Genomic DNA, 18,567 nt, shown 5'->3' with positions numbered 1-18,567 from the left:
TTGAATGGGTTATCCATGCTGTATAATCTAAGGTGAAAATGATTTGAAACGGATCGGTATTATTGGTGCTGGGATCATCGGTACTGCCCTCGCCTATCATCTCACGAAATGTGATGATGTTGATGTTATTGTCTTCGAAAAGAACCAGATTGGCTCGGGTACAACAGCAAAATCCGCTGGGACTTTATGCCTTATCGATGACTCACTGCCCTATGAGTTCTTCAAGCAGAGAGTCACATGCCTAAATACATATAAGAAAATGAATGATGACACCCACGGGGAAAGCGAGTTTATTAAATCGGGGACACTCGTAGTAAGCCCTACTAAGGCAGAAATGAAAAGGGCGAAGCTGCACGTTGAGGCGAGTCAGCTAGCTGGATTCAACGCCAAGTTTATCGAGGATCCAGAGGGACTCGTAAAATATCTCCCAGACTTGAACTCTGAGGGACTACTCGGTGGAGCTTGGACTCCAGATGATGGTTACAATAACCCAACGGCTGCCTCACTTATCTATGCACGATGGGCAAGGGAGCAAGGAGCTAAATTCATCACGCACGCAAATGTGAATGGGATACAGACAAAAGACGGTGTGGTAACTGGGATACAGTCTTCGAAAGGAGATTACGAATTTGATACCGTGGTCTGTGCGGCTGGACCTTGGTCCAATAAGGTAGGTGCACTGGCGGGTATAGATCTACCTTTGGTTCATACCAAGGCAGAAGTGTTTATCTTAAAGACCACTGAGCCACTAGACTACGAGTTCCCAATACTCAAATATCCTAATTGGTATGCACGGTCAGAGGGTCGAGCAGTTTTTGTCTGCAAAAGCCATATGGCTATGGACTATGGGAAAGCCATTGAGACTGGGATCTGGGATCCTGATGAACTATCCCTCAGTGGGGGTACAGAGGAATACTTTTTCGACTTCCTCACAGACCGATTAGCAGAGAGTGTACCTAAACTTCTTGATGCTGAACTCGTGAACGACTGGCTGGGCTATAGATCGGTGACTCTTGACAAACTCCCCATAGTCGGTGAATCAGATGTAGAAGGTTTCCTAATTGCTACGGGCATGAGTGGCAATGGCGTAATCTTGGCCCCTGATACAGGCAGGATTCTCACCAACTATATTATGAATGATGAGTGGGACCCATTGCTCGACAGTTTCAACCCGAGCAGATTCAAAAAGCCTGTTTCAAAGGAAATAAAAAAATGAGGTAGAAAACCTCTTCCCATTTTATTGCATGAATGAAGCGCATTTTCATGTATTTTTGGATCAATTTCATAGAAATCTTTGAAATAATTGTAATCAAATAAGGGAGAAAATCGTTCCTTTTTTAGACAAAATATGAAAAAAGAAGACTTTCAAACATAAACTTATTTAAAACTATCAGAACGGGGTATATACAACAAAGGAATAAATAAAAATGCAATCAAGAAAAGCAAGTTCGCAAAATCAAACTTTAATTATTGCAGCCGTTGTACTTGTAGTGGTTATCGCGGGTCTGATCTACTTCAGTAGTTCTCAAAAACCCGCTACTACAACCACTCCTAAAGCAAGTCCACGACCTAAAGCTAAATCAAGTCCAAGACCTGCTCCTAAAACTAGTCCAAAATTCATTCCAGTACCCGTTCCTGAAGCTAGTCCAAAAACCAAAGCAAAAGCCGATCCAAAACCTGCTCCTAAAGCGAAACCTAAACCTGGTGCAAGACCTAGTGCAAAAACCAGTGGAAAAAGTGATTTACCGGACAATAAGGTCCCAGTGGTCGCTTCAATAGGCTACTCTACTTCAGCTGATTTAGGTGAAGCTGTCTCTTTCAGCGCCGCAGGATCTATTGATCCGGATGGAGAAATAGTAAAGTATCTTTGGCACTTTGGCGATGGAACAACAGCGTTAGGTAAAAATGTCAAACACACCTACTCTGTCCCCGGCTCCTACGTTATTTACGTTGATGCCGAGGACGATGAGGGGGGTAAGGCTAATACTATAGCCGCTCCAGTCTTTATCAAAATCAACAGACCTCAGGTTACAGAGCTCAGCCTTGATCTACCTCCCGTGGCCATCATTGGTGCATCAGCAAGTGTTGTGAAGGTTGGTGAGGAAGTAGAGGTTTCTGGTGGTGCATCTTATCACTACCGGTTGAGGAGAGGCGCCATCCAGTCATACAGTTCCAATGTTAAAAGTTGGAGCTTTGATTTCGGTGACGGATCTGTTTCCTCAGGTAAAACTGCAACCCATACTTATGACGAGCCTGGAAGCTATAGCGTGGTGTTAACTGTCACTAACAAACTTAATGCAAAAGAGGACTCTGTGGCAAGAACTATAATCGTCACTGAGGAGCCTGTCAGCTACCAAGGTATTGTGAAGAATCCTGATACTTTGATTATGGCTATGGGCGCTCCATCACATCTCGAGCCTATGAGACTCTCGGAAGGAAATGTCGGAAGATGGATTGACCTAGCATTGTTCGACACTCTTATGGCGTTCCTACCAGGCGGAACAGAGCCTTCACTTGAGGGTGGTCTCGCCAAGGATCTTGATGTCTCTGCAGATGGCTTGACTTATACCTTCACACTGAGGGATGGAATAAAATTCTGGGATGGATCAGCGCTTACAGCACATGACGTTGTCTATACATACCGCCGGAGCATGGGAAAGGGAATGAGTTGGGGAGCACTTTTGGTGGAACCTCTTCTAGGAATCGAATATGGTGAACCTATCACCACCGAGGCCCTTGAAGACCACATCTACGCAACTGACGACAAAACGGTTGTGTTCAAGCTCTCCCGAACCTATGGACCTTTCTTATTCACGGTGGCATATCCAGGCAGGGGAATCATCCAAAAAGCAGCAGCCATTGAAGCAGGTTCATGGTATTTGGGAGACACTAGAGACTGGTCCATCGAACTTGACCCAGCCTTTGAGGACGTTGAAGGCGTCATCGCAGGTAAGGGGGTTATTGGCTCAGGGCCTTTCATGGTAGAGGAGTGGTCCAAAGGTGAGCGGATTCAGCTTACTCGGTTCGATGACTACTGGCAGGGTCCAGCTCCAGAGGAGACTATATTAAGCCTCACCATTTCAGAGTGGTCAACTAAATATCTAATGTTCCGGGAGGGTGACATTGACGTAATGTCCCCAGCTTCTCCCGTTCAAGCTGAACAGGTTATTGCCCTACCAGCAACATCACAAACCTATGTAACTCCCATCAGACAAGAGGGATTCATAGAGGTTTGCTACTTTGGTCATGACTTTGATGAAACAAAAGCACCATCTGACAACCAGGTACCAGGAGACTTCTTTAGCGCAGATGTACATATGAGGAAAGCGTTCTCATATTCTCTTCCATACGAGACCTATGTAAATGAGGTCTACCTCGGATGGGCTGAGCCTGCAAAGGGCGTCCTTAATACTGGATGGCCTGGATACTATGAGAACTTCCCTTACACGTACGACCCTGTGAAAGCAGAGGAGGAGTTCAAACTGGCATACGGTGGAAAGTATTGGGACGAAGGCTTCCAGATAACTTATGCATACCAAGCATGGGCTGCGGATACTGGTGGCGTCCTAGGTGAGCTATTAGCTCAATCCATTGCAGACATCAACCCCAAATTCAAGGTGATTCCGACGGTTACGACCTGGGGAGACTTGGTCGGCGGAGGAACGCCTTTTGGAACCATGGTCGCAGAAAACGGACCTGATGCTTACTATATTCAGAACGTCTACTCAGGAACACAAGGATATGCAGGTAGATTTGGTTACCGAAGCTCAGAAGTTGACGATTTGCTCGCAGAAGCTACAGCCACTTCAGATGCTGCAGCTCAGGAAGCGCTGTATATAGATGCCCAGAAAATCCTCGAAGACGACATTCCGGGCATGCTTACAGTCTATACTCCAGCCTTCTTTGCAGCACACGACTATGTATCCGGGTTCCAGTATAGCATAGCTTGGATCACTGATCCGGGCTGGGTCTACACACTAGAAAAAACTCCTTAAACTAAACTATTTTCTTTCTTTTTTTATTTTAATTGTAATAGGTCATTTCATATCGGTGAAACCAAACAAATACAATGACTCCATTTGACTTCCGCCTATTGGTTCCAAGAACCCAAATCCATTGACCTATTGACTGTAAAACAACAAAAAATATTGGACTTTGGATCGAACGAAATGCTTAGGCTTGTTTGCGTAAGACTCTCCCGGGAATTTCTCTTGTTTGTTCCCCACCATCGACGACAAGGCGCCCGTTTATCATCACATAGTTTATCCCCTTTGGAAATCTATGTGGATCTGTGAAAGTAGCCTGGTCATTCACAGTCTCGGGGTCGAACATGACAATATCAGCTTTGAAACCTTCCCTCAGAAGACCTCTGTCCCTGAGACCTATCCGTTGGGCCGGTAATGATGTCATCTTCCTGATAGACTCTTGGAGACTTAGAATACCCTTCTCCCGGACATAGTAGCCTAGAACCCTGGGAAAGGCGCCATAGTATCGGGGATGAGGCTTCCCTCTTTTGTGGGTACCCCTTGGTGACACGCCCACGCCGTCTGAGCAGACCATCATATAAGGGCTACGCATAACCCGCTCAACATCCTCCTCGGACATACCAAAGACAACCATCCCCACTTGAGCGTTCTCCGCCAATAATATATCAAAAACAGTGTCTAAGGGATCCTTATCCTGTAACCTAGCGATCTCAGTTACTCTAATTCCCTCATAATCTGGATTATTCTTGGCAAACGAGATCATGACGTTATCAAGATTCTTGGTTAATCGGGCTGGCCCATTCTTGATCTTTTCCCTAAATTCGGGATCCTTTAGCCTATTCAAGAGCTTATCGTTTCCCCCCTTGTGAGCCCAAGGAGGCAAAAGGGCTGAAAGACCGATGCTTGAGGCTATGTAGGGATACTGGTCAATAGTGACATCTAGGCCTTTGGCACGAGCCTCTTCGATCATTCTCAGACCATCCTCAGTTTTGCCCCAGTTATCTCTTCCTGAGGCCTTGAAATGAACAATTTCCAGAGACACCCCGGATTTCTTTCCAATCTCAAAGGCCTCATTAAGCGCATTAAAAAGGGTCTCTCCCTCCCCCCTGAGATGGATACAGTAAACGCAGTTGTGCCGTGCAACGACCTTTGCAAGCTCAATGAGTTCTTGAGTATCTGCGTAGCAACTAGGAGTAGTGACTAGGCCAGAGGACATGCCCCAAGCCCCGCCTCTCAGGGCTTCATCCGTTAGGATACACATCTCCTTCATCTCATCCTTTGTTGGCTTTCGGTCTTCAAATCCCATAACATTCTGACGTACACTACCCTGACCAACTAGAGGTACAACATTGAATGCTACACCCTGCTCATCTATCTTGTCGAGGTACTCTCCCATAGTTTCCCAGTTGAGGACAAAACCTTCAGGTAGCCTAGCATCCATGAACCTTTGCCGGTATTCCCTAACAGCTCCTCTCATTGGGGCAGGGGACGTTCCACAGTTTCCAGAAACCTCAGTGGTGATACCCTGCATGATTTTACTTTCCACCCTTGAGTCAATAAGCACCGAATAGCTGGAGTGGCCATGTATATCAATAAATCCTGGGGCAACGATGAGCCCGTCTGCGTCAATGGTTCTTTTTGCACCAAAACCGTTCAGGTTCCCAATAGAATTGATGCAGTCCCCTGCGATACCTACATCCGCTCGAAACCAGGAATTTCCAGTTCCGTCGATGACATGGCCCTTTACTAGGAGAAAATCAAAATCCAAGTCGATCTATTATAATCAAATTTCTGAGTTTAAATCCCTTTTTAGGGTACAAAAAAAATATGAAAAAAGAAAATAAAGATTATAGCTAGACTATTTATTCTTGCTTAATTTGTCCCTGGCAAGGAAGCCGTAGTATGCCTCTTTGGCGTTTGTAGCTATGAACCTGACTTTGTCTCCTGAAATCCGCTCGTCCTGTGGCATGAAGAACATGTTGTTAAAGGCCCCACCATGATCCTTGTAGGTGATATCCACCGTGATAGGGTTCTCAAACTCGAATGGAGCTATCTCGTCGCGCCTCTTTAGGCCGTCGATAACCGCTGCCTTAATGAGCTTTTGAGCCATCTTTGGATGGACGGAAACCGCAGCATACCTTCCTATCCCTTTCTTTACTGCGGCGGTCGCGAAACCTGTCCCAATATTTTCAGATATGTACGCCATGCTATCTTCATCACCAGAGATCATAACGAGAGGCACCTTATAATGTCCCGCCAGAGAGGCATTTAGCCCTGTTTCGGTTATGCTCTTCCCATTATACTCTAGCTCCCTAACATCCCATATATGGCTAAGCACACCGTCCTGCTGAATTAGGTGGCCGTGAGAGCCGATACAGATGAGGGCATCGAAAGACTCGTCTATTCCTAGGGCCTCGTCAAAGAGCTCCGCCGAGTTAATAACTATCTTGACGTTCTCGGGGAACTCCTCGAAATAAACGTTCATCGATTTCCCATGAGCATCATTAAACCAGATCTCCGCATCCGGGTCGACTTCAAGAATTCCCTCGATAGCCGCCTTAACATCGTCAGTTGAGAACCTCTGACCCCTTGGATAGGCCGAGGGTGTGCTAGGATTTGGCCCAGTCATTCCCCCTCCCGCTATCCCAGAGACGCCTTCCATATCGAATGAAATGTATACTTTCATATCGTGTCGATATAGTTCTAGTCGACATTTTATTTAATGATTCTCAGGTGATTGTTGCTTTTCTATGAGAGATAATGCTGGTTTAAGATCCTTTTCACTAGCGTTTCTATGACCTAGGGTGAAATCTCAACCTTTTCTCTTAAATAATTTATTTTTTACAATGGTAGATGTTCCGGATATTTTCGCTTTATTTTAATAACGATAAATACCTGGTTTTTGTTAAGAAGAGATGAATTTATGGTTGTAATTGATGCTCATTGTCACCTTTCCCAGCGATGGACCCCAGTGGGACCAGCCACCCTTCTCATAGATGACATGGACGCTACAGGTGTTGAAATGGCGGTAGTTTTCGGAGTCTTCGGTGATGCCGAGGACAATGCTTTCGTGGCAAAGTCAGCCAGGGAGCACCCAAATAGATTCATCCCCTTGGTAAATTTCGACCCACGGTACGAAGAGGTCGGCCTCGAGCTGGTGGAGAAATATCTAGGGGAGCATAAGTGGAAGGGGGTGAAGGTGGGGCACACACACACTGTTGCACGGTATATGTACCCTATGATGGAGATAGCAGAGAGTTATAATTCGCTTGTAGCCATACACTCGGATCACAGCATTAGGAACCATCCCTATATCATCGGTGATATTGCCAACAGCTTCCCTAATGTGCCAACAGTCATATTACACATGGGCGGGGGGACTTGCTTCGACTCAGAACTCCTCAGCACCAAAATAGCAGAGAAGAACGACAACATCTACTTAGAAACCTGTTATTCAAACCCATACGCTATAAAGCAAGCGGTAGAGACCATCGGCCCTGAAAAGATAATTTTTGGTTCAGACTCCTCGAACGGAGGCTATGGAAGTAGGTTTGAGAAAGCAGGTGACTATATGGAGCTCATGTTAGATGCGGTCCGCGTTGCAGACATCACCCCAGAGCAGAAGGCTATGGTCCTCGGAGACTCTGCAGCGAATCTCTTGGGGATTTAGACAAAATGATTGTTGACATTCACACCCATATTGGTCACCACCCTTTAATGGACTTCAAGCAGGAGCCAGAGGAGATCCTAAGAGACATGGAAAAGTATGGCATTGACGTTTCAATCGTAATGCCATTCCCATCCATGAAGGTTCAGGAGGTCAATGATCAAATCTCTGCTGTAGTCCAAGATCATCCTGACAAGCTCATAGGCTTCGGCTGTATCAACCCCACCGTAGATGACGCAAGGGATGAGATCGCGAGGATAGTCAGCATGGGTCTAAAGGGCGTAATGCTGGATCCCGAATTCCACCATATATTCGGGAGAGGTAGATCGAAACTAGAGGAACTCATGGTCCCATGCATGGAAAACAAACTGCCTGTCCTCTTCAACAACCCAAATAGTGAAACAGGGGAAAGTGAGAGCATGGGAAGGGAGACATTCTACAATGGCCTTAACCAGCTGGCCTACAAGTTCCCGGAGGTAAGGCTGGTGGTCAATACTTTTTGGCCTAGGATAAAGGAGCTGGTAAAGGTCCACAGGAATATTATAATAGATACTGGAGGCAGGAACGGGATCACAAGCGGGGTGGGTCTTGTTAAAGACATAGGGCCAACACGTATCTGCTTCGGCTCTGAATCGCCTCAGAATCACCCAGGACTGGGGGTGAAGGAGATAAGAACCCTTACTCTGGCCCCAGTCTACCGAGAGCTCCTATTGGGTAAGAATGCAAAAAGGCTTTTTGCAGACCTCTTTTAAATATCCTCAATCAGTCTAGGCGTTTTCCAGCCTCAACGGCGAACTCCATTTGGAGGCTTAGGATTTCCTCATACTCAAGCTTGATAGTGTCTAGCTTCTCTACTATCTTGTGCAAGAAAGGATCATTTTTAAGGCCTTCCACATAGACCGCGGAATCGACTAGTTTCCTTAGCGCGATCAAGAAACGGTTTGCCGAGTAACTGGGGGAACCCTCACGATCACCGGACAAAGCCATCGCGGCACACGTTACAAGGTATCCTGCAAGCTCGAAAATATAGTCTTCCCCGCTCTTTTCGTCTGTCACGAACCAAATTCCTCCCCAAATTTTTCACTAAAGGCGATTTCATTCAGTGGCTTCTTTGGTCGTGGTTTTGGAATCTTATCGGGATATCCTATAGAGAGAACTAGGATCAACTCCAAGTCGTCAGGTACCCCCAAAAACTGTTTCACAGGACCCTCACTATAGGAGACGATGGCGCAACTCCCAAGCCCTAACTCAACTGCCTCAAGCATTATGTTTTCTGATGCCATCCCGATGTCGAGGAGGTTCATGGGCTCAGAGATCTTACCGCAGATCGCGATAATGAGTGTAGGGTCGCCCTTAAGACCTGCTGAAAACATCTTGATCATATCGAGCCTTCTAGGATTCCTAATCTCAATAAACCTCCAATTCTGTCTATTCCCACCAGAGGGGGCCCAACGGGCTGCCTCCAGCAGCCTTTCCACGACCTCATTTGGGACCGGTTTGTTTGTGAAAGATCGAGTGCTGCGTCTCTTCAAGATAGCGTCCATTACATCCATAATCTGAACTCCTGTCTAAATCAAAACAGGCAAATAGTGTTTCTTTATTGCTTTTAAGCTAACATATAAGAATTAAATAGCTCTTTGGTAGACTATTTGTCCCCCTAGGAGGGTCATATCCACCTTTGCCTCTAGGATAATATCAACGGGAACTGTAAAGATGTCCCGGTCTATCACTGCTAGGTCTGCAAATTTTCCCACCTCGATGGATCCCTTGATTTCCTCCTCGTTGGAGGCATATGCTCCATTCCAGGTGTAAGCCTTCACTGCCTCATCAACAGTTACTTTCTGGCTCACTCCGAGGTCATTTTCTTTCCATGTTTTCCTAGCGACCGCTGAATGGATACCTATCATTGGGTTGCCCACAGATACAGGCCAATCGGAGTTACACGAGCCTATAATGCCATAATCCTCCAGTGTTTTTAGGGGATATACCCACTCAATTCTCTTTGGTCCCAGCACTTTTTCATAGCCCTCACCGATATCTCGGATAAAGTTGATAGAGACCGATGGAATGACGCCAAGCTTATTCATTCTATTTATTTGTTCAGCATAGCAGAGACCGAAATGCTCAATTCGATGCCTGAGATTGACTTCCGGATTCTCCGCTTTAGCCATCTCAATTACATCAAGGGCTGTGTCGATGCCTCTATCCCCCTCTGCGTGAATGCAAACCCTGATACCGGCAGCGTGGCAAGTTTGTACCTTATCCTGGAGAACATCCTTGTCAATGGTGAGAAGCCCCATGTCCCCCTTCTTTCCAACATAGTTTTCCCTGAGAGCCGCAGTCCCGCTCCTAAGCATACCGTCTAGGGCTACCTTCGCACCCACAAATCTGATCATATGGCTCCCAAAGCCTGTTTTCAGCCCCAAAGAAGTGAGTTGCGAGAGATAGTCTCCCTCAAACTGGTTGGCTATTGGAGGAATAAGACCCACCCTAAGGGGGAGTCTTCCTTCAGAGAGAAGCTCCTGGTAGAGCGTGATTAGACTGGGACCTGCCCAGGCGTCGTGAATGCTCGTCACACCATAGGAGGCTAGCCTTTCCAGAGCCATCCTTAAGTCCTCTTTCATCCTCCGGTGGCCATTTCTGGGAAGGTGCTTCTTAATAAGACGCTGAGCCCTATTCCTGAGGACCCCTGTGGGTTCCCCGTTGTGGTTTCTATCGATTATACCTTGCTTCGGGTCATCCATATCCTTGGACACCTTGCCAATTTCTAGAGCTCGGGAGTTAGCTGTTGCAACGTGTCCACAAGTTTGGATCAGAAAAACTGGGTTATTAGGAGCAATAGTGTCTATCTCCCAGCGATTGGGGAGTCTGGCCTCTGTGAATCGTTCTTCGTCGTATCCCCAGCCTTTAATCCAACACCCTTTTTGGGTTTCAGAGACTTTTTTTCTCACGATCTCCTGGAATTCAAGTATTGATTTAGGCTGCAGTGTCTTAAAGTCGATGTCCCCTGTCATCGTCGCCCCAGCCATAGCGGGATGTACATGTGTATCAATAAAACCAGGGGTTACCAGACGTCCACTTAGGTTAATGACCTCGGTGTTTGGACCTGCAGACTCTAGTATCTCATTGTCGGAGCCTAGAAGGGCAATACGTGAATCATAGATGGCGAGGGCTGTGATGGAGCTCCCACTAAAATTATGAATTTTTCCGTTCACGAGAACTTTATCAGCTTTTATCAAAGTCAAGATAGATTTCCCCTAAAAAATAATTATTCCATCTATACTATAGATTATAAACTAGACCGTGTTTAGGCCGAGATAAACCATTTTGATTATCGGAAAAGTAGTTTTAATAGACCCTTCCCATGGATCAAGACATCCTTTAGTAATCGTTTAAGGGGGGTATGGCTTCTTTTTTTCTCCTTCCATATCACCGGGAACTCCATGAGCTTGAATCCACCTCGCCTAGCAAGCACAATTGCCTCGGTATCCCAGAACCAATGTTTATCACGGCTCTCTTTCAGTATGTGGATCACCATGTCTCTGGAGAAAGCCTTGAACCCACACTGATGATCATAGATACCGCTGTTGAACAAAAGCCGAATGATAAGGTTGTACCCCTTACTCGCGAACCCCCGCAGAAACGGTCGTTTAGTAACTGCGCCTTCGATATATCGAGACCCTATGGCTAGATCATTACCTTCCTCAATGTATCTTATTAGCCTTGGAAAGGATCTCATATCTGTAGCTAAATCACAATCAATATACGCGTAGATCTGGCCGTCGAATCTCTCCCAAGCATTCATCAACGCTAGGCCTCTTCCGAGTTTACTTTTGTTGTGTAAATGGAAAATATTGGAATCCGATAATGCCAAGCTCCTAGCTATCTCGGCTGAGCCATCAGTTGAGCCATCCTCAGCAATTACAACCACAAAATCTCCTTCATAGCTCAAGAGTTTGTTTTTTAAAGCATTCAAAGCTTTCTCTAGGAAAGCAACGTCATTATAACACGGAAGGGTGGCCACTATCTTGACCAAAGCCCTACTTCACTCCGCTCCTACTAGATAAATAATCCGAAGCCCGCCTAAATGATGTAAGAACTACACTAAATTGTGAGAGGCCCCGTATGATGATGCTTATTAAGAGAGAAACAGCGGTCGTTCTCACTTTATCTGTGATATTCCTCTTGTTGGCATCATGGAAACTGGGTCTCAATGAAATCCCATCCTCTGGATGGATGGCCTCTGAAACTGCCCAAGTAATAGTTGATCTACGATCTCAGATGGATGTCCATGAAGTCATATTTATGGTTCAGACCGATGAGCTACACCTAGAGATATCGTCAGGAGCACCCGGATCCTGGGAAAAAAGTATTGAAGCCTCTATTGAGGGTTATAACCAATGGAGGCGGGTCAGTGTGGATAGTCTCACGCGATTCTTGAGGATTAATTTCCAACGATCAGAGGGCGAGATTTTGGAGATAATAATTACGGGAGAAGACGGTCGCATCAGGGACCCAATGGTCAGGGGAGAAGATAACTGCTCAGATTCTTTTGAAGCTTTGACCGATGAACAGAACCTTGTCCAATTTCCGCTAACATACCTGTCCGAATCGATCTTTGATGAGGTTTATTATGTCAGGGCTGCAGTGGATTATCTTTCCAGACGGGACCCTTATGAGGACACTCATCCCCCATTGGGCAAACTTATCATCGCGTCGGGGATCTCGCTTTTTGGCAATAACCCATTTGGATGGCGAATCACAGGAGTCTTATTCTCCTCGGCAATGATACCGGTCATCTACCTTTTGGGTAAAGAGATCAGCGGGTTATGGCTGGGAGGGCTTTTCTCTGCTCTACTATTTGGGTTCGACTTCATGCGTTTCACAATGGGAAGGATGGCTACAATTGACACCTTTCTTGTCTTTTTCTCTATCGCATCACTACTATTTTTTTATAGGTACCTGAAAAAAGTACTTAAAGAGGGATGGGGCGCCTCACTATGGCCCCTCTTTGCGGCAATAATCCTGTCCAGTTTGAGTTTTGCCACAAAGTGGACTGCAGCATTAGGCTTAACAGCACAGTTTTTTACTCTAGGACTGATTCGCTTCGGTTTCATCAGACATGAGGATGGAAAAAAGCATGCAGGGGAGATTAATAGGAATGTTTTTTTAATTCTTCTAGGATTGTTTGCTACTTTTCTTTTGGTCTATTCCCTGACCTATATGCCATACATCAGTTTGGGGCATTCGTGGAAAGATGTGTTTGAAAGGCAGCTTTACATGCTCAGTTACCACTCTGGCTTGGAGGTTGGGCATGACTTCTCATCTCCCTGGTGGAGCTGGCCACTCTTGTCTAGGCCCGTCTGGCTCTATATTTCTAGAATAGGAAACGCGTGGGCCTCAACTATTGTGGCCATGGGTAATCCTGCAGTATGGTGGATTGGGCTTGTTGTAATGATTGACGAAACTTTTAGGATGGTGAAAGAGAGGTTTTACTCTCAAGTTTTTCTAGTGGTCATGTTTGTTTTACAATGGCTTCCGTTTGTCCTGATATCGAGGTCTCTGTTCTTGTACCATTACTATCCAAACGTTCCTATTCTGTGCCTAGTGATCTCTGGGCGGATGGTAAGTGCTTGGAATAAGAAGAAAAAAAGAATAAACATTATTTTATATTTCCTCATAGTTGCCTCAGTCTTTGCACTATATTACCCGGTTATCACTGGAATACCCATTTACAACTCCTTGAGATCAGTTCTAAGAATATTGAAAGGCTGGAGTTTCTAAAAGTTTCCTTAAAAAGCCTTATTCGAGTTCCTCGCTCGCACCTTTGGTCACTTTTTGAAGACGTATATGTACAGACATTATGAATTTTTTGTATTATCCTCTGTATGAAAAAACTCTAAAGGAGCCTGTCTGATGATGATAACATTTAGTGCGGAAAAAAAGACCTATACTTTGAGAAACTAGATAATGTCCGGCAGTGCGTGCAAGGATTTCTCCTAGAATAGCGCCATATTGCGAATATATAGATATAAGAATTACATGTGGATTCGAGTTCTCAAAATCGAGATAAATTAGGGCATAAACTTAATCCGTGAGTTTCATAATCTCAATAAAATCATGAAAAAAGCCTTGGTCAAATAAGTGATAAATAAAACATACTCACATTTTCAACCTTGAAAAAAATGGCCCATAGGTCATCTTAGATTCAGACCTAAGATAAGATTTTACGCTTTTATGAGTAATAACCTTTTTATTAGTAGATACTGATTGAAGATGAGATCAGCCTAGAGATTTTAACCTGATAATTAAAGAGGATTTGTTTTGAGTGACATGAAAACCAAAGAGGGGAGTCTACGCAGCTCTAGCGCTGCAATTGCTGTGACAGCGATCTTTAGTGCTATGGCTGTGGCGATTACCCTAACTAAACTTACTATACCTTTCCCACTCCTCCCATATCTCAAATTTGATTTTTCAGAGGTCCCTGTTATGGTGACGCTAATGCTCATGGGGCCAGTTTATGGCTTTCTTTCATCCGTGATTTACTGGCTTGTGCTATGGTTTCGGGCTGGTGACCCACTTGGACCAGCGATGAAGTTCGCCGCAGTCTCTTCGATGATGGTTGGGTTCTGGGTAGCTTCTATGGTTTACCGTAAAGTTTCCAGAAAAAATAGTGTTGCCTCAAGAGGGGTCTCCGAAAAGGCTGCCAAAACCACAATGGACAACAGCCTGGTCACAGGACTTCTTTTCGGAAGTCTCTTCCGGGTGATTGTTATGTCTGTCTTTAATTATCTAGTGCTTTTGTATATCGCACCATATTACGTGGATTTCATTGCCCCCATTTTGGCCTCAATAAGGTTCCCTGCCGAGACGACTGGGGACGTCGTTATTTATTCGCTATTGCTCACAGCTGTGTATAATATGATCCACTCGGCCGTATCCATATTCCCTGCGTATATTTTGACGAAGGCAGCTCTCCAAAGGGTTCCAGGCATTATTGGGGGTGCCTGGATTCGCGAGTTTCTTGAAGACTGATATTCTTTTTGACAAACTCGATTTTCATTAAACTGTTTGAATCTTTTGTGAAGATCACAGCTGGCGTTATGATCTGGCGCCGGGAGAGGGATTTGAACCCTCGCGACCTTACGGTCACAGACTTAGCAGGCCTGCTCCTTACCAGGCTAGGAAATCCCGGCACGGTTACCTTATGCCCTGGCGTTAGTCAAGGTACCCAGAACTTAAGCAAATCTCAGCAGAGCTTTAAGGTTTTCCAAAGTATCTTGTAATTTGCACGAAGCCTTTTTTTAGAGCCACATAGACGCATAAGGGAATGAAATGTCCACTCATCCCGTAGTAATCGATGAACCAGGAAAGACTGTCCTCCTCATGGGGAATGAAGCAATTGCAAGAGGAGCAATAGAAGCAGGTGCTACAATGGCGACAGCATATCCGGGCACCCCCTCCTCAGAGATTGGCAATACTCTGAGTAGGGTATCTACTGCAGCAGGTCTGTATTTTGAGTGGTCTGTTAATGAAAAGATAGCCTTCGAGGTTGCTTATGGGGCATCATTGTGCGGTCAGAGATGCCTAGTCTCTATGAAGCATGTAGGGCTCAACGTTGCACTTGATGTTCTTAATCCCGTTAGCCTAAGAGGTGTAAACGGCGGGTTCGTCTTCGTCTCAACTGATGATCCATCCCAGCATAGTAGCAGGACCGAGCAAGATAACCGCTGGCTAGCTAAGCAGAACTGCGTCCCCGTCTTGGAGCCGTCAAGTCCCCAAGAAGCAAAGGATTTTACACGCTACGCGTTCGATCTTTCGGAAAGGGTAAAACTTCCGGTCATGATTAGGACAGTTACTCGGCTGAGCCATATGAGGAGCGATGTCAACTTGGGCTCCATCGAGAGGCTAGGAAGGACTCCAGAGTTCGACTGGGAAGGATTTAGCTACAGGGTGGCGGGATTTGAGAAGCTGTTTAGGAGACATGCAGAGCGCCAAGATAAGCTGGATAGTGTTCAAGAAGAGTTCGATGAAGTGGATTTCAATCAGTTGAAGTTAAACGGGGGCGAGAAAATAGGGGTTATCGGCGTAGGCTTTGCATTCAAATATGTCCTAGATTCGATCAGAAATCTAGGTGTCGACTCAGATATAGCTTATCTTAAGCTTGCAACCCCGCATCCCCTTCCCCGGAGGAAACTTGCGAGTTTGTTGAATGGTGTGAAGACAGTTCTAGTTGTGGAAGAGGTTGATCCATTTGTAGAGATGCATGTCAAATCTCTCGCAAAAGATATGGCCTTGGACACAACGATACTTGGACGAGAGACAGGAAATCTCCCAAGAGGTGGTGAGTTAAGCCCCTCGATTCTCGATAGTGCACTCGGGGGACTCCTAGGAATCTCTGTGGATGAAATTGATCGGTCCGGAGTTATGAAAAAGACAGGCGAACTTTTATTTGATCGAATGTTGACTCTCTGCTCCGGTTGTCCTCACAGGGCATCGATCCACGCCCTCAAGAAAGCAGTAAAGAAGGTAAAGGGCGATCTTAAGGATGTGGTAGTAAATGGTGATATAGGCTGCTACGGCCTCTCCCATGCACCCCCCATGAGCTTTGAGGACACCTACTTCTGTATGGGGGCAAGTATCGGAGTCTCCCAAGGGATGGAAAAGGTAGGCATCGATACCATAGCTTGGATAGGGGATGGCACTTTCTTTCACTCGGGAATACCTTCCCTCGTAAACGCTGTTGCTAATGGTTCATCTATAAAGATAGTTGTTGCAGATAATGGAACGGTTGCCATGACCGGTTTCCAGCCTACTCCCCAAAGCGGGAATACGGCAATGGGAAAACCTGTTAAGAAAATCCCAATTGAAAATATCGCCAGGAGCCTTGGCGTTGACTTCCTTGAGATAGTAGACCCCTATGACTTGGAGGCAGCTCAAGGGACGTTTGAGAGAATGCTAGAAGCAGAAGGAGTCGCCATGGTGATCGCTAGAAGAGCATGCTCCATGGAGGAGGTAAGGGCAATGAGGCCTGAGAAGCCCGTCCCATACTACGTCGATGAAGACCTATGCACAGGTTGCACAATCTGCACAAGCCAGTTTGGCTGTCCAGCCCTCGGCTGGAAACCGGAGAATAAGAAGGCCTGGGTAGACTCGTCAATCTGTACGGGTTGTGACGTCTGTGCACAGATATGTCCATTCGATGCAATCCTCCCAGAGGGTTCTTAGATGGGCGTCTTCAGATTGGTAATAGCCGGTGTCGGAGGTCAGGGTACTCTTTTGGCGTCCAGGCTCATCGCCCAATCCGCCATCGATGCCGGGCTCCCTGTCAAGATAGGGGAGACATATGGAATGGCACAGAGAGGAGGACCGGTTATGGGTCACATTCAAATAGGAGAGGGTGCCGAAAGCTCTCAGATTAGACCTGGAGAGGCAGATGTCCTCCTAGGCTTTGAGATAGGTGAAGCAGTCAGGCAGGGGGTCCAATACTTGAAGGATGGAGGGCTAGCTCTGGTAAACCTTCGAAAGTTCCCCCCAGTGGAAGTAATCTCAGGGATGATGGAGTACCCCTCTGAGGATTCGTTATTATCCCTCCTAAAGGAGGTAACATCGGACATCATAACGTTTGATGCTACAGCCATAGCAGAGAAAGCTGGCGATGCCATCTCTACAAATATGGTGATGTTGGGGGCTACTGTTGAAAGTGGAAAGCTGCCCTTTGATAAGGAAATCGTGATCGCTGCGATGCGAAATAGTATCAGGGCTACATATCTTGAGACCAATCTAAGTGCTTTCAAGATGGGTCAAGCAGCTTACATGAATTATTCAAAGTAGATCCAAGGAAAAAATCACTGCTCGTTGGCTTGGTCCTTTCCCGTCGCGCGCGTAACAGTCCGAATAAATAGTTCCGGACTATGTGGGACTATGCAGCCACTGAGTTCAAGTATAGAAACCGTACAATGCTGCAGATCGGTAGTAATAGTCTGACTATTCCACGATATTATTTTGTTTTTTCAGTAGTTTTACATGTATTTTGATAGTCATACTATCATATCTTGAACTTATCTCATGCGCGATTAAGACTCTTCTTATCAATCTCTAGCATCCAGAGGCACAGCATTGGAATTAATAAATACAATATGTGTAGACCTAGATGTCTCTAAATCAATAGGGTCCTAATGAATTCACTGATAAATGTGCTTGAGTGCGTTCGGTAATTCCCAAATATTTGAAATTACGGTATCCGCTAAATAATGGCTTTTCACCTTGGAGCCATCCTCATCAAGTAGAATCGCATTCATTCCTATCTCCTTTGGTCCAATCACATCTGCTATTACCGTGTCTCCTACCATTATTGATTTTTCCACGGTCGAATGTAGCTTGGAAAGTGCAAGGTCGAATAAAAGTCGTTTTGGCTTCCTGTATCCAACTTCCCCGGAAATTACTATAACATCAAAAATTCTTTCGAATTGATACCTATCAAATACTTTTCGCGCTGTTGGCCCGTCAACAAAGTTAGTAACAAGCCCAATTTTGTAACTTTCTTTAAGCATATTGAGAAGAGGCATTGTTTCTTTATAGGGTTTTGAATGGATCGGCCATAGTGTAAGATATTCTTTCCAAAGTTCTTTCACGATGTTTGACAGTTTTGCTTCTTTAAAGTTTATTCCCTTAAGAGTCTCAAGTAATCGTTTTTCGTGATCGAACTCTTCCCATGTATTGTTTGCCAGAATATTTTGTGCTTTTGCAGATCTTTTGTATGCGGCCCTAAATGCATTATATTCAACTTTGTGTCCTTGATCGGCTAATATTTTATGGAAATGTGTTGTGACTATTCCTTGTTTCATTAAATGGGGTGCCTGGATGATTGTTCCCCAACAATCTAATAATATTGTATCAATCAAAAAATTCACT

16 protein-coding genes and 1 tRNA gene are annotated in these 18,567 nt (G+C 45.4%); 8 read left to right on the top strand and 9 right to left on the bottom strand.

What is annotated here, in order from left to right:
* The first annotated feature begins 43 nt into the window (after positions 1–43).
* The gene (locus QGG23_06530) at positions 44–1,216 is read left to right on the top strand and encodes an FAD-dependent oxidoreductase (protein MDP6049080.1); all 1,173 of its coding nucleotides are present in this window, start codon (positions 44–46) and stop codon (positions 1,214–1,216) included.
* A 309-nt stretch (positions 1,217–1,525) separates the two neighbouring features.
* On the opposite strand, the gene QGG23_06525 is transcribed toward QGG23_06530, so the two are convergent.
* Positions 1,526–1,753 (bottom strand): hypothetical protein, encoded by a 228-nt coding sequence (locus QGG23_06525; protein MDP6049079.1) that lies wholly within the window; start codon positions 1,751–1,753, stop codon positions 1,526–1,528.
* Between the two features lie 10 nt (positions 1,754–1,763).
* Here QGG23_06525 and QGG23_06520 point away from each other — a divergent pair, with 10 nt between their 5' ends.
* A complete protein-coding gene (locus QGG23_06520) occupies positions 1,764–3,995 on the top strand; it encodes an ABC transporter substrate-binding protein (protein ID MDP6049078.1) in 2,232 nt (743 codons plus the stop codon).
* 178 nt (positions 3,996–4,173) lie between these two features.
* Here QGG23_06520 and QGG23_06515 read toward each other — a convergent pair whose 3' ends face one another.
* The gene (locus QGG23_06515) at positions 4,174–5,754 is read right to left on the bottom strand and encodes a D-aminoacylase (GenBank protein ID MDP6049077.1); all 1,581 of its coding nucleotides are present in this window, start codon (positions 5,752–5,754) and stop codon (positions 4,174–4,176) included.
* A gap of 90 nt (positions 5,755–5,844) precedes the next feature.
* On the bottom strand, positions 5,845–6,672 hold the full coding sequence (locus QGG23_06510) for a M55 family metallopeptidase (protein MDP6049076.1): 828 nt from the start codon (positions 6,670–6,672) through the stop codon (positions 5,845–5,847).
* A 237-nt stretch (positions 6,673–6,909) separates the two neighbouring features.
* Between QGG23_06510 and QGG23_06505 the strand changes: the two genes are divergently transcribed.
* Positions 6,910–7,656 (top strand): amidohydrolase family protein, encoded by a 747-nt coding sequence (locus QGG23_06505; GenBank protein ID MDP6049075.1) that lies wholly within the window; start codon positions 6,910–6,912, stop codon positions 7,654–7,656.
* Positions 7,657–7,661: 5 nt separating this feature from the next.
* Complete coding sequence (locus tag QGG23_06500; protein MDP6049074.1) at positions 7,662–8,405, top strand: amidohydrolase family protein; 744 nt, start codon at positions 7,662–7,664, stop codon at positions 8,403–8,405.
* 10 nt (positions 8,406–8,415) lie between these two features.
* On the opposite strand, the gene QGG23_06495 is transcribed toward QGG23_06500, so the two are convergent.
* From QGG23_06495 to QGG23_06480, 4 genes are all read right to left on the bottom strand, one after another.
* Positions 8,416–8,709, bottom strand: coding sequence for a hypothetical protein (locus QGG23_06495; GenBank protein MDP6049073.1), 294 nt, complete (start codon positions 8,707–8,709; stop codon positions 8,416–8,418).
* A complete protein-coding gene (locus QGG23_06490; GenBank protein ID MDP6049072.1) occupies positions 8,706–9,206 on the bottom strand; it encodes a nitroreductase in 501 nt (166 codons plus the stop codon). Before QGG23_06490 ends, QGG23_06495 begins: the two co-directional genes overlap by 4 nt.
* A 72-nt stretch (positions 9,207–9,278) precedes the next feature.
* A complete protein-coding gene (locus QGG23_06485) occupies positions 9,279–10,898 on the bottom strand; it encodes an amidohydrolase (GenBank protein MDP6049071.1) in 1,620 nt (539 codons plus the stop codon).
* A gap of 86 nt (positions 10,899–10,984) precedes the next feature.
* Complete coding sequence (locus tag QGG23_06480; protein MDP6049070.1) at positions 10,985–11,689, bottom strand: glycosyltransferase; 705 nt, start codon at positions 11,687–11,689, stop codon at positions 10,985–10,987.
* A gap of 89 nt (positions 11,690–11,778) precedes the next feature.
* Here QGG23_06480 and QGG23_06475 point away from each other — a divergent pair, with 89 nt between their 5' ends.
* The gene (locus tag QGG23_06475) at positions 11,779–13,437 is read left to right on the top strand and encodes a glycosyltransferase family 39 protein (protein ID MDP6049069.1); all 1,659 of its coding nucleotides are present in this window, start codon (positions 11,779–11,781) and stop codon (positions 13,435–13,437) included.
* A gap of 549 nt (positions 13,438–13,986) precedes the next feature.
* Positions 13,987–14,688, top strand: a complete 702-nt coding sequence (locus tag QGG23_06470) for an ECF transporter S component (GenBank protein MDP6049068.1) — start codon at positions 13,987–13,989, stop codon at positions 14,686–14,688.
* Between the two features lie 74 nt (positions 14,689–14,762).
* On the opposite strand, the gene QGG23_06465 is transcribed toward QGG23_06470, so the two are convergent.
* Positions 14,763–14,849, bottom strand: a tRNA-Ser gene (locus QGG23_06465).
* 139 nt (positions 14,850–14,988) lie between these two features.
* On the opposite strand from QGG23_06465, the gene iorA reads away from it, so the two are divergent.
* Both iorA and QGG23_06455 read left to right on the top strand, forming a co-directional pair.
* Positions 14,989–16,881 carry an indolepyruvate ferredoxin oxidoreductase subunit alpha gene (iorA, locus tag QGG23_06460; GenBank protein ID MDP6049067.1) on the top strand — a complete coding sequence of 631 codons (1,893 nt, stop codon included), beginning with the start codon at positions 14,989–14,991 and terminating at the stop codon, positions 16,879–16,881.
* Positions 16,882–17,487, top strand: a complete 606-nt coding sequence (locus QGG23_06455; protein ID MDP6049066.1) for an indolepyruvate oxidoreductase subunit beta — start codon at positions 16,882–16,884, stop codon at positions 17,485–17,487.
* A gap of 350 nt (positions 17,488–17,837) precedes the next feature.
* On the opposite strand, the gene QGG23_06450 is transcribed toward QGG23_06455, so the two are convergent.
* A complete protein-coding gene (locus QGG23_06450; GenBank protein ID MDP6049065.1) occupies positions 17,838–18,557 on the bottom strand; it encodes an HAD family hydrolase in 720 nt (239 codons plus the stop codon).
* Positions 18,558–18,567 lie beyond the last annotated feature (10 nt).

The organism is Candidatus Bathyarchaeota archaeon, assembly GCA_030739585.1.
In the GTDB taxonomy this organism is placed as follows: domain Archaea; phylum Thermoproteota; class Bathyarchaeia; order TCS64; family TCS64.
The sequence above is the reverse complement of the archived record's forward strand: the minus strand, read 5'-3'. Positions and strand labels throughout refer to the sequence as shown.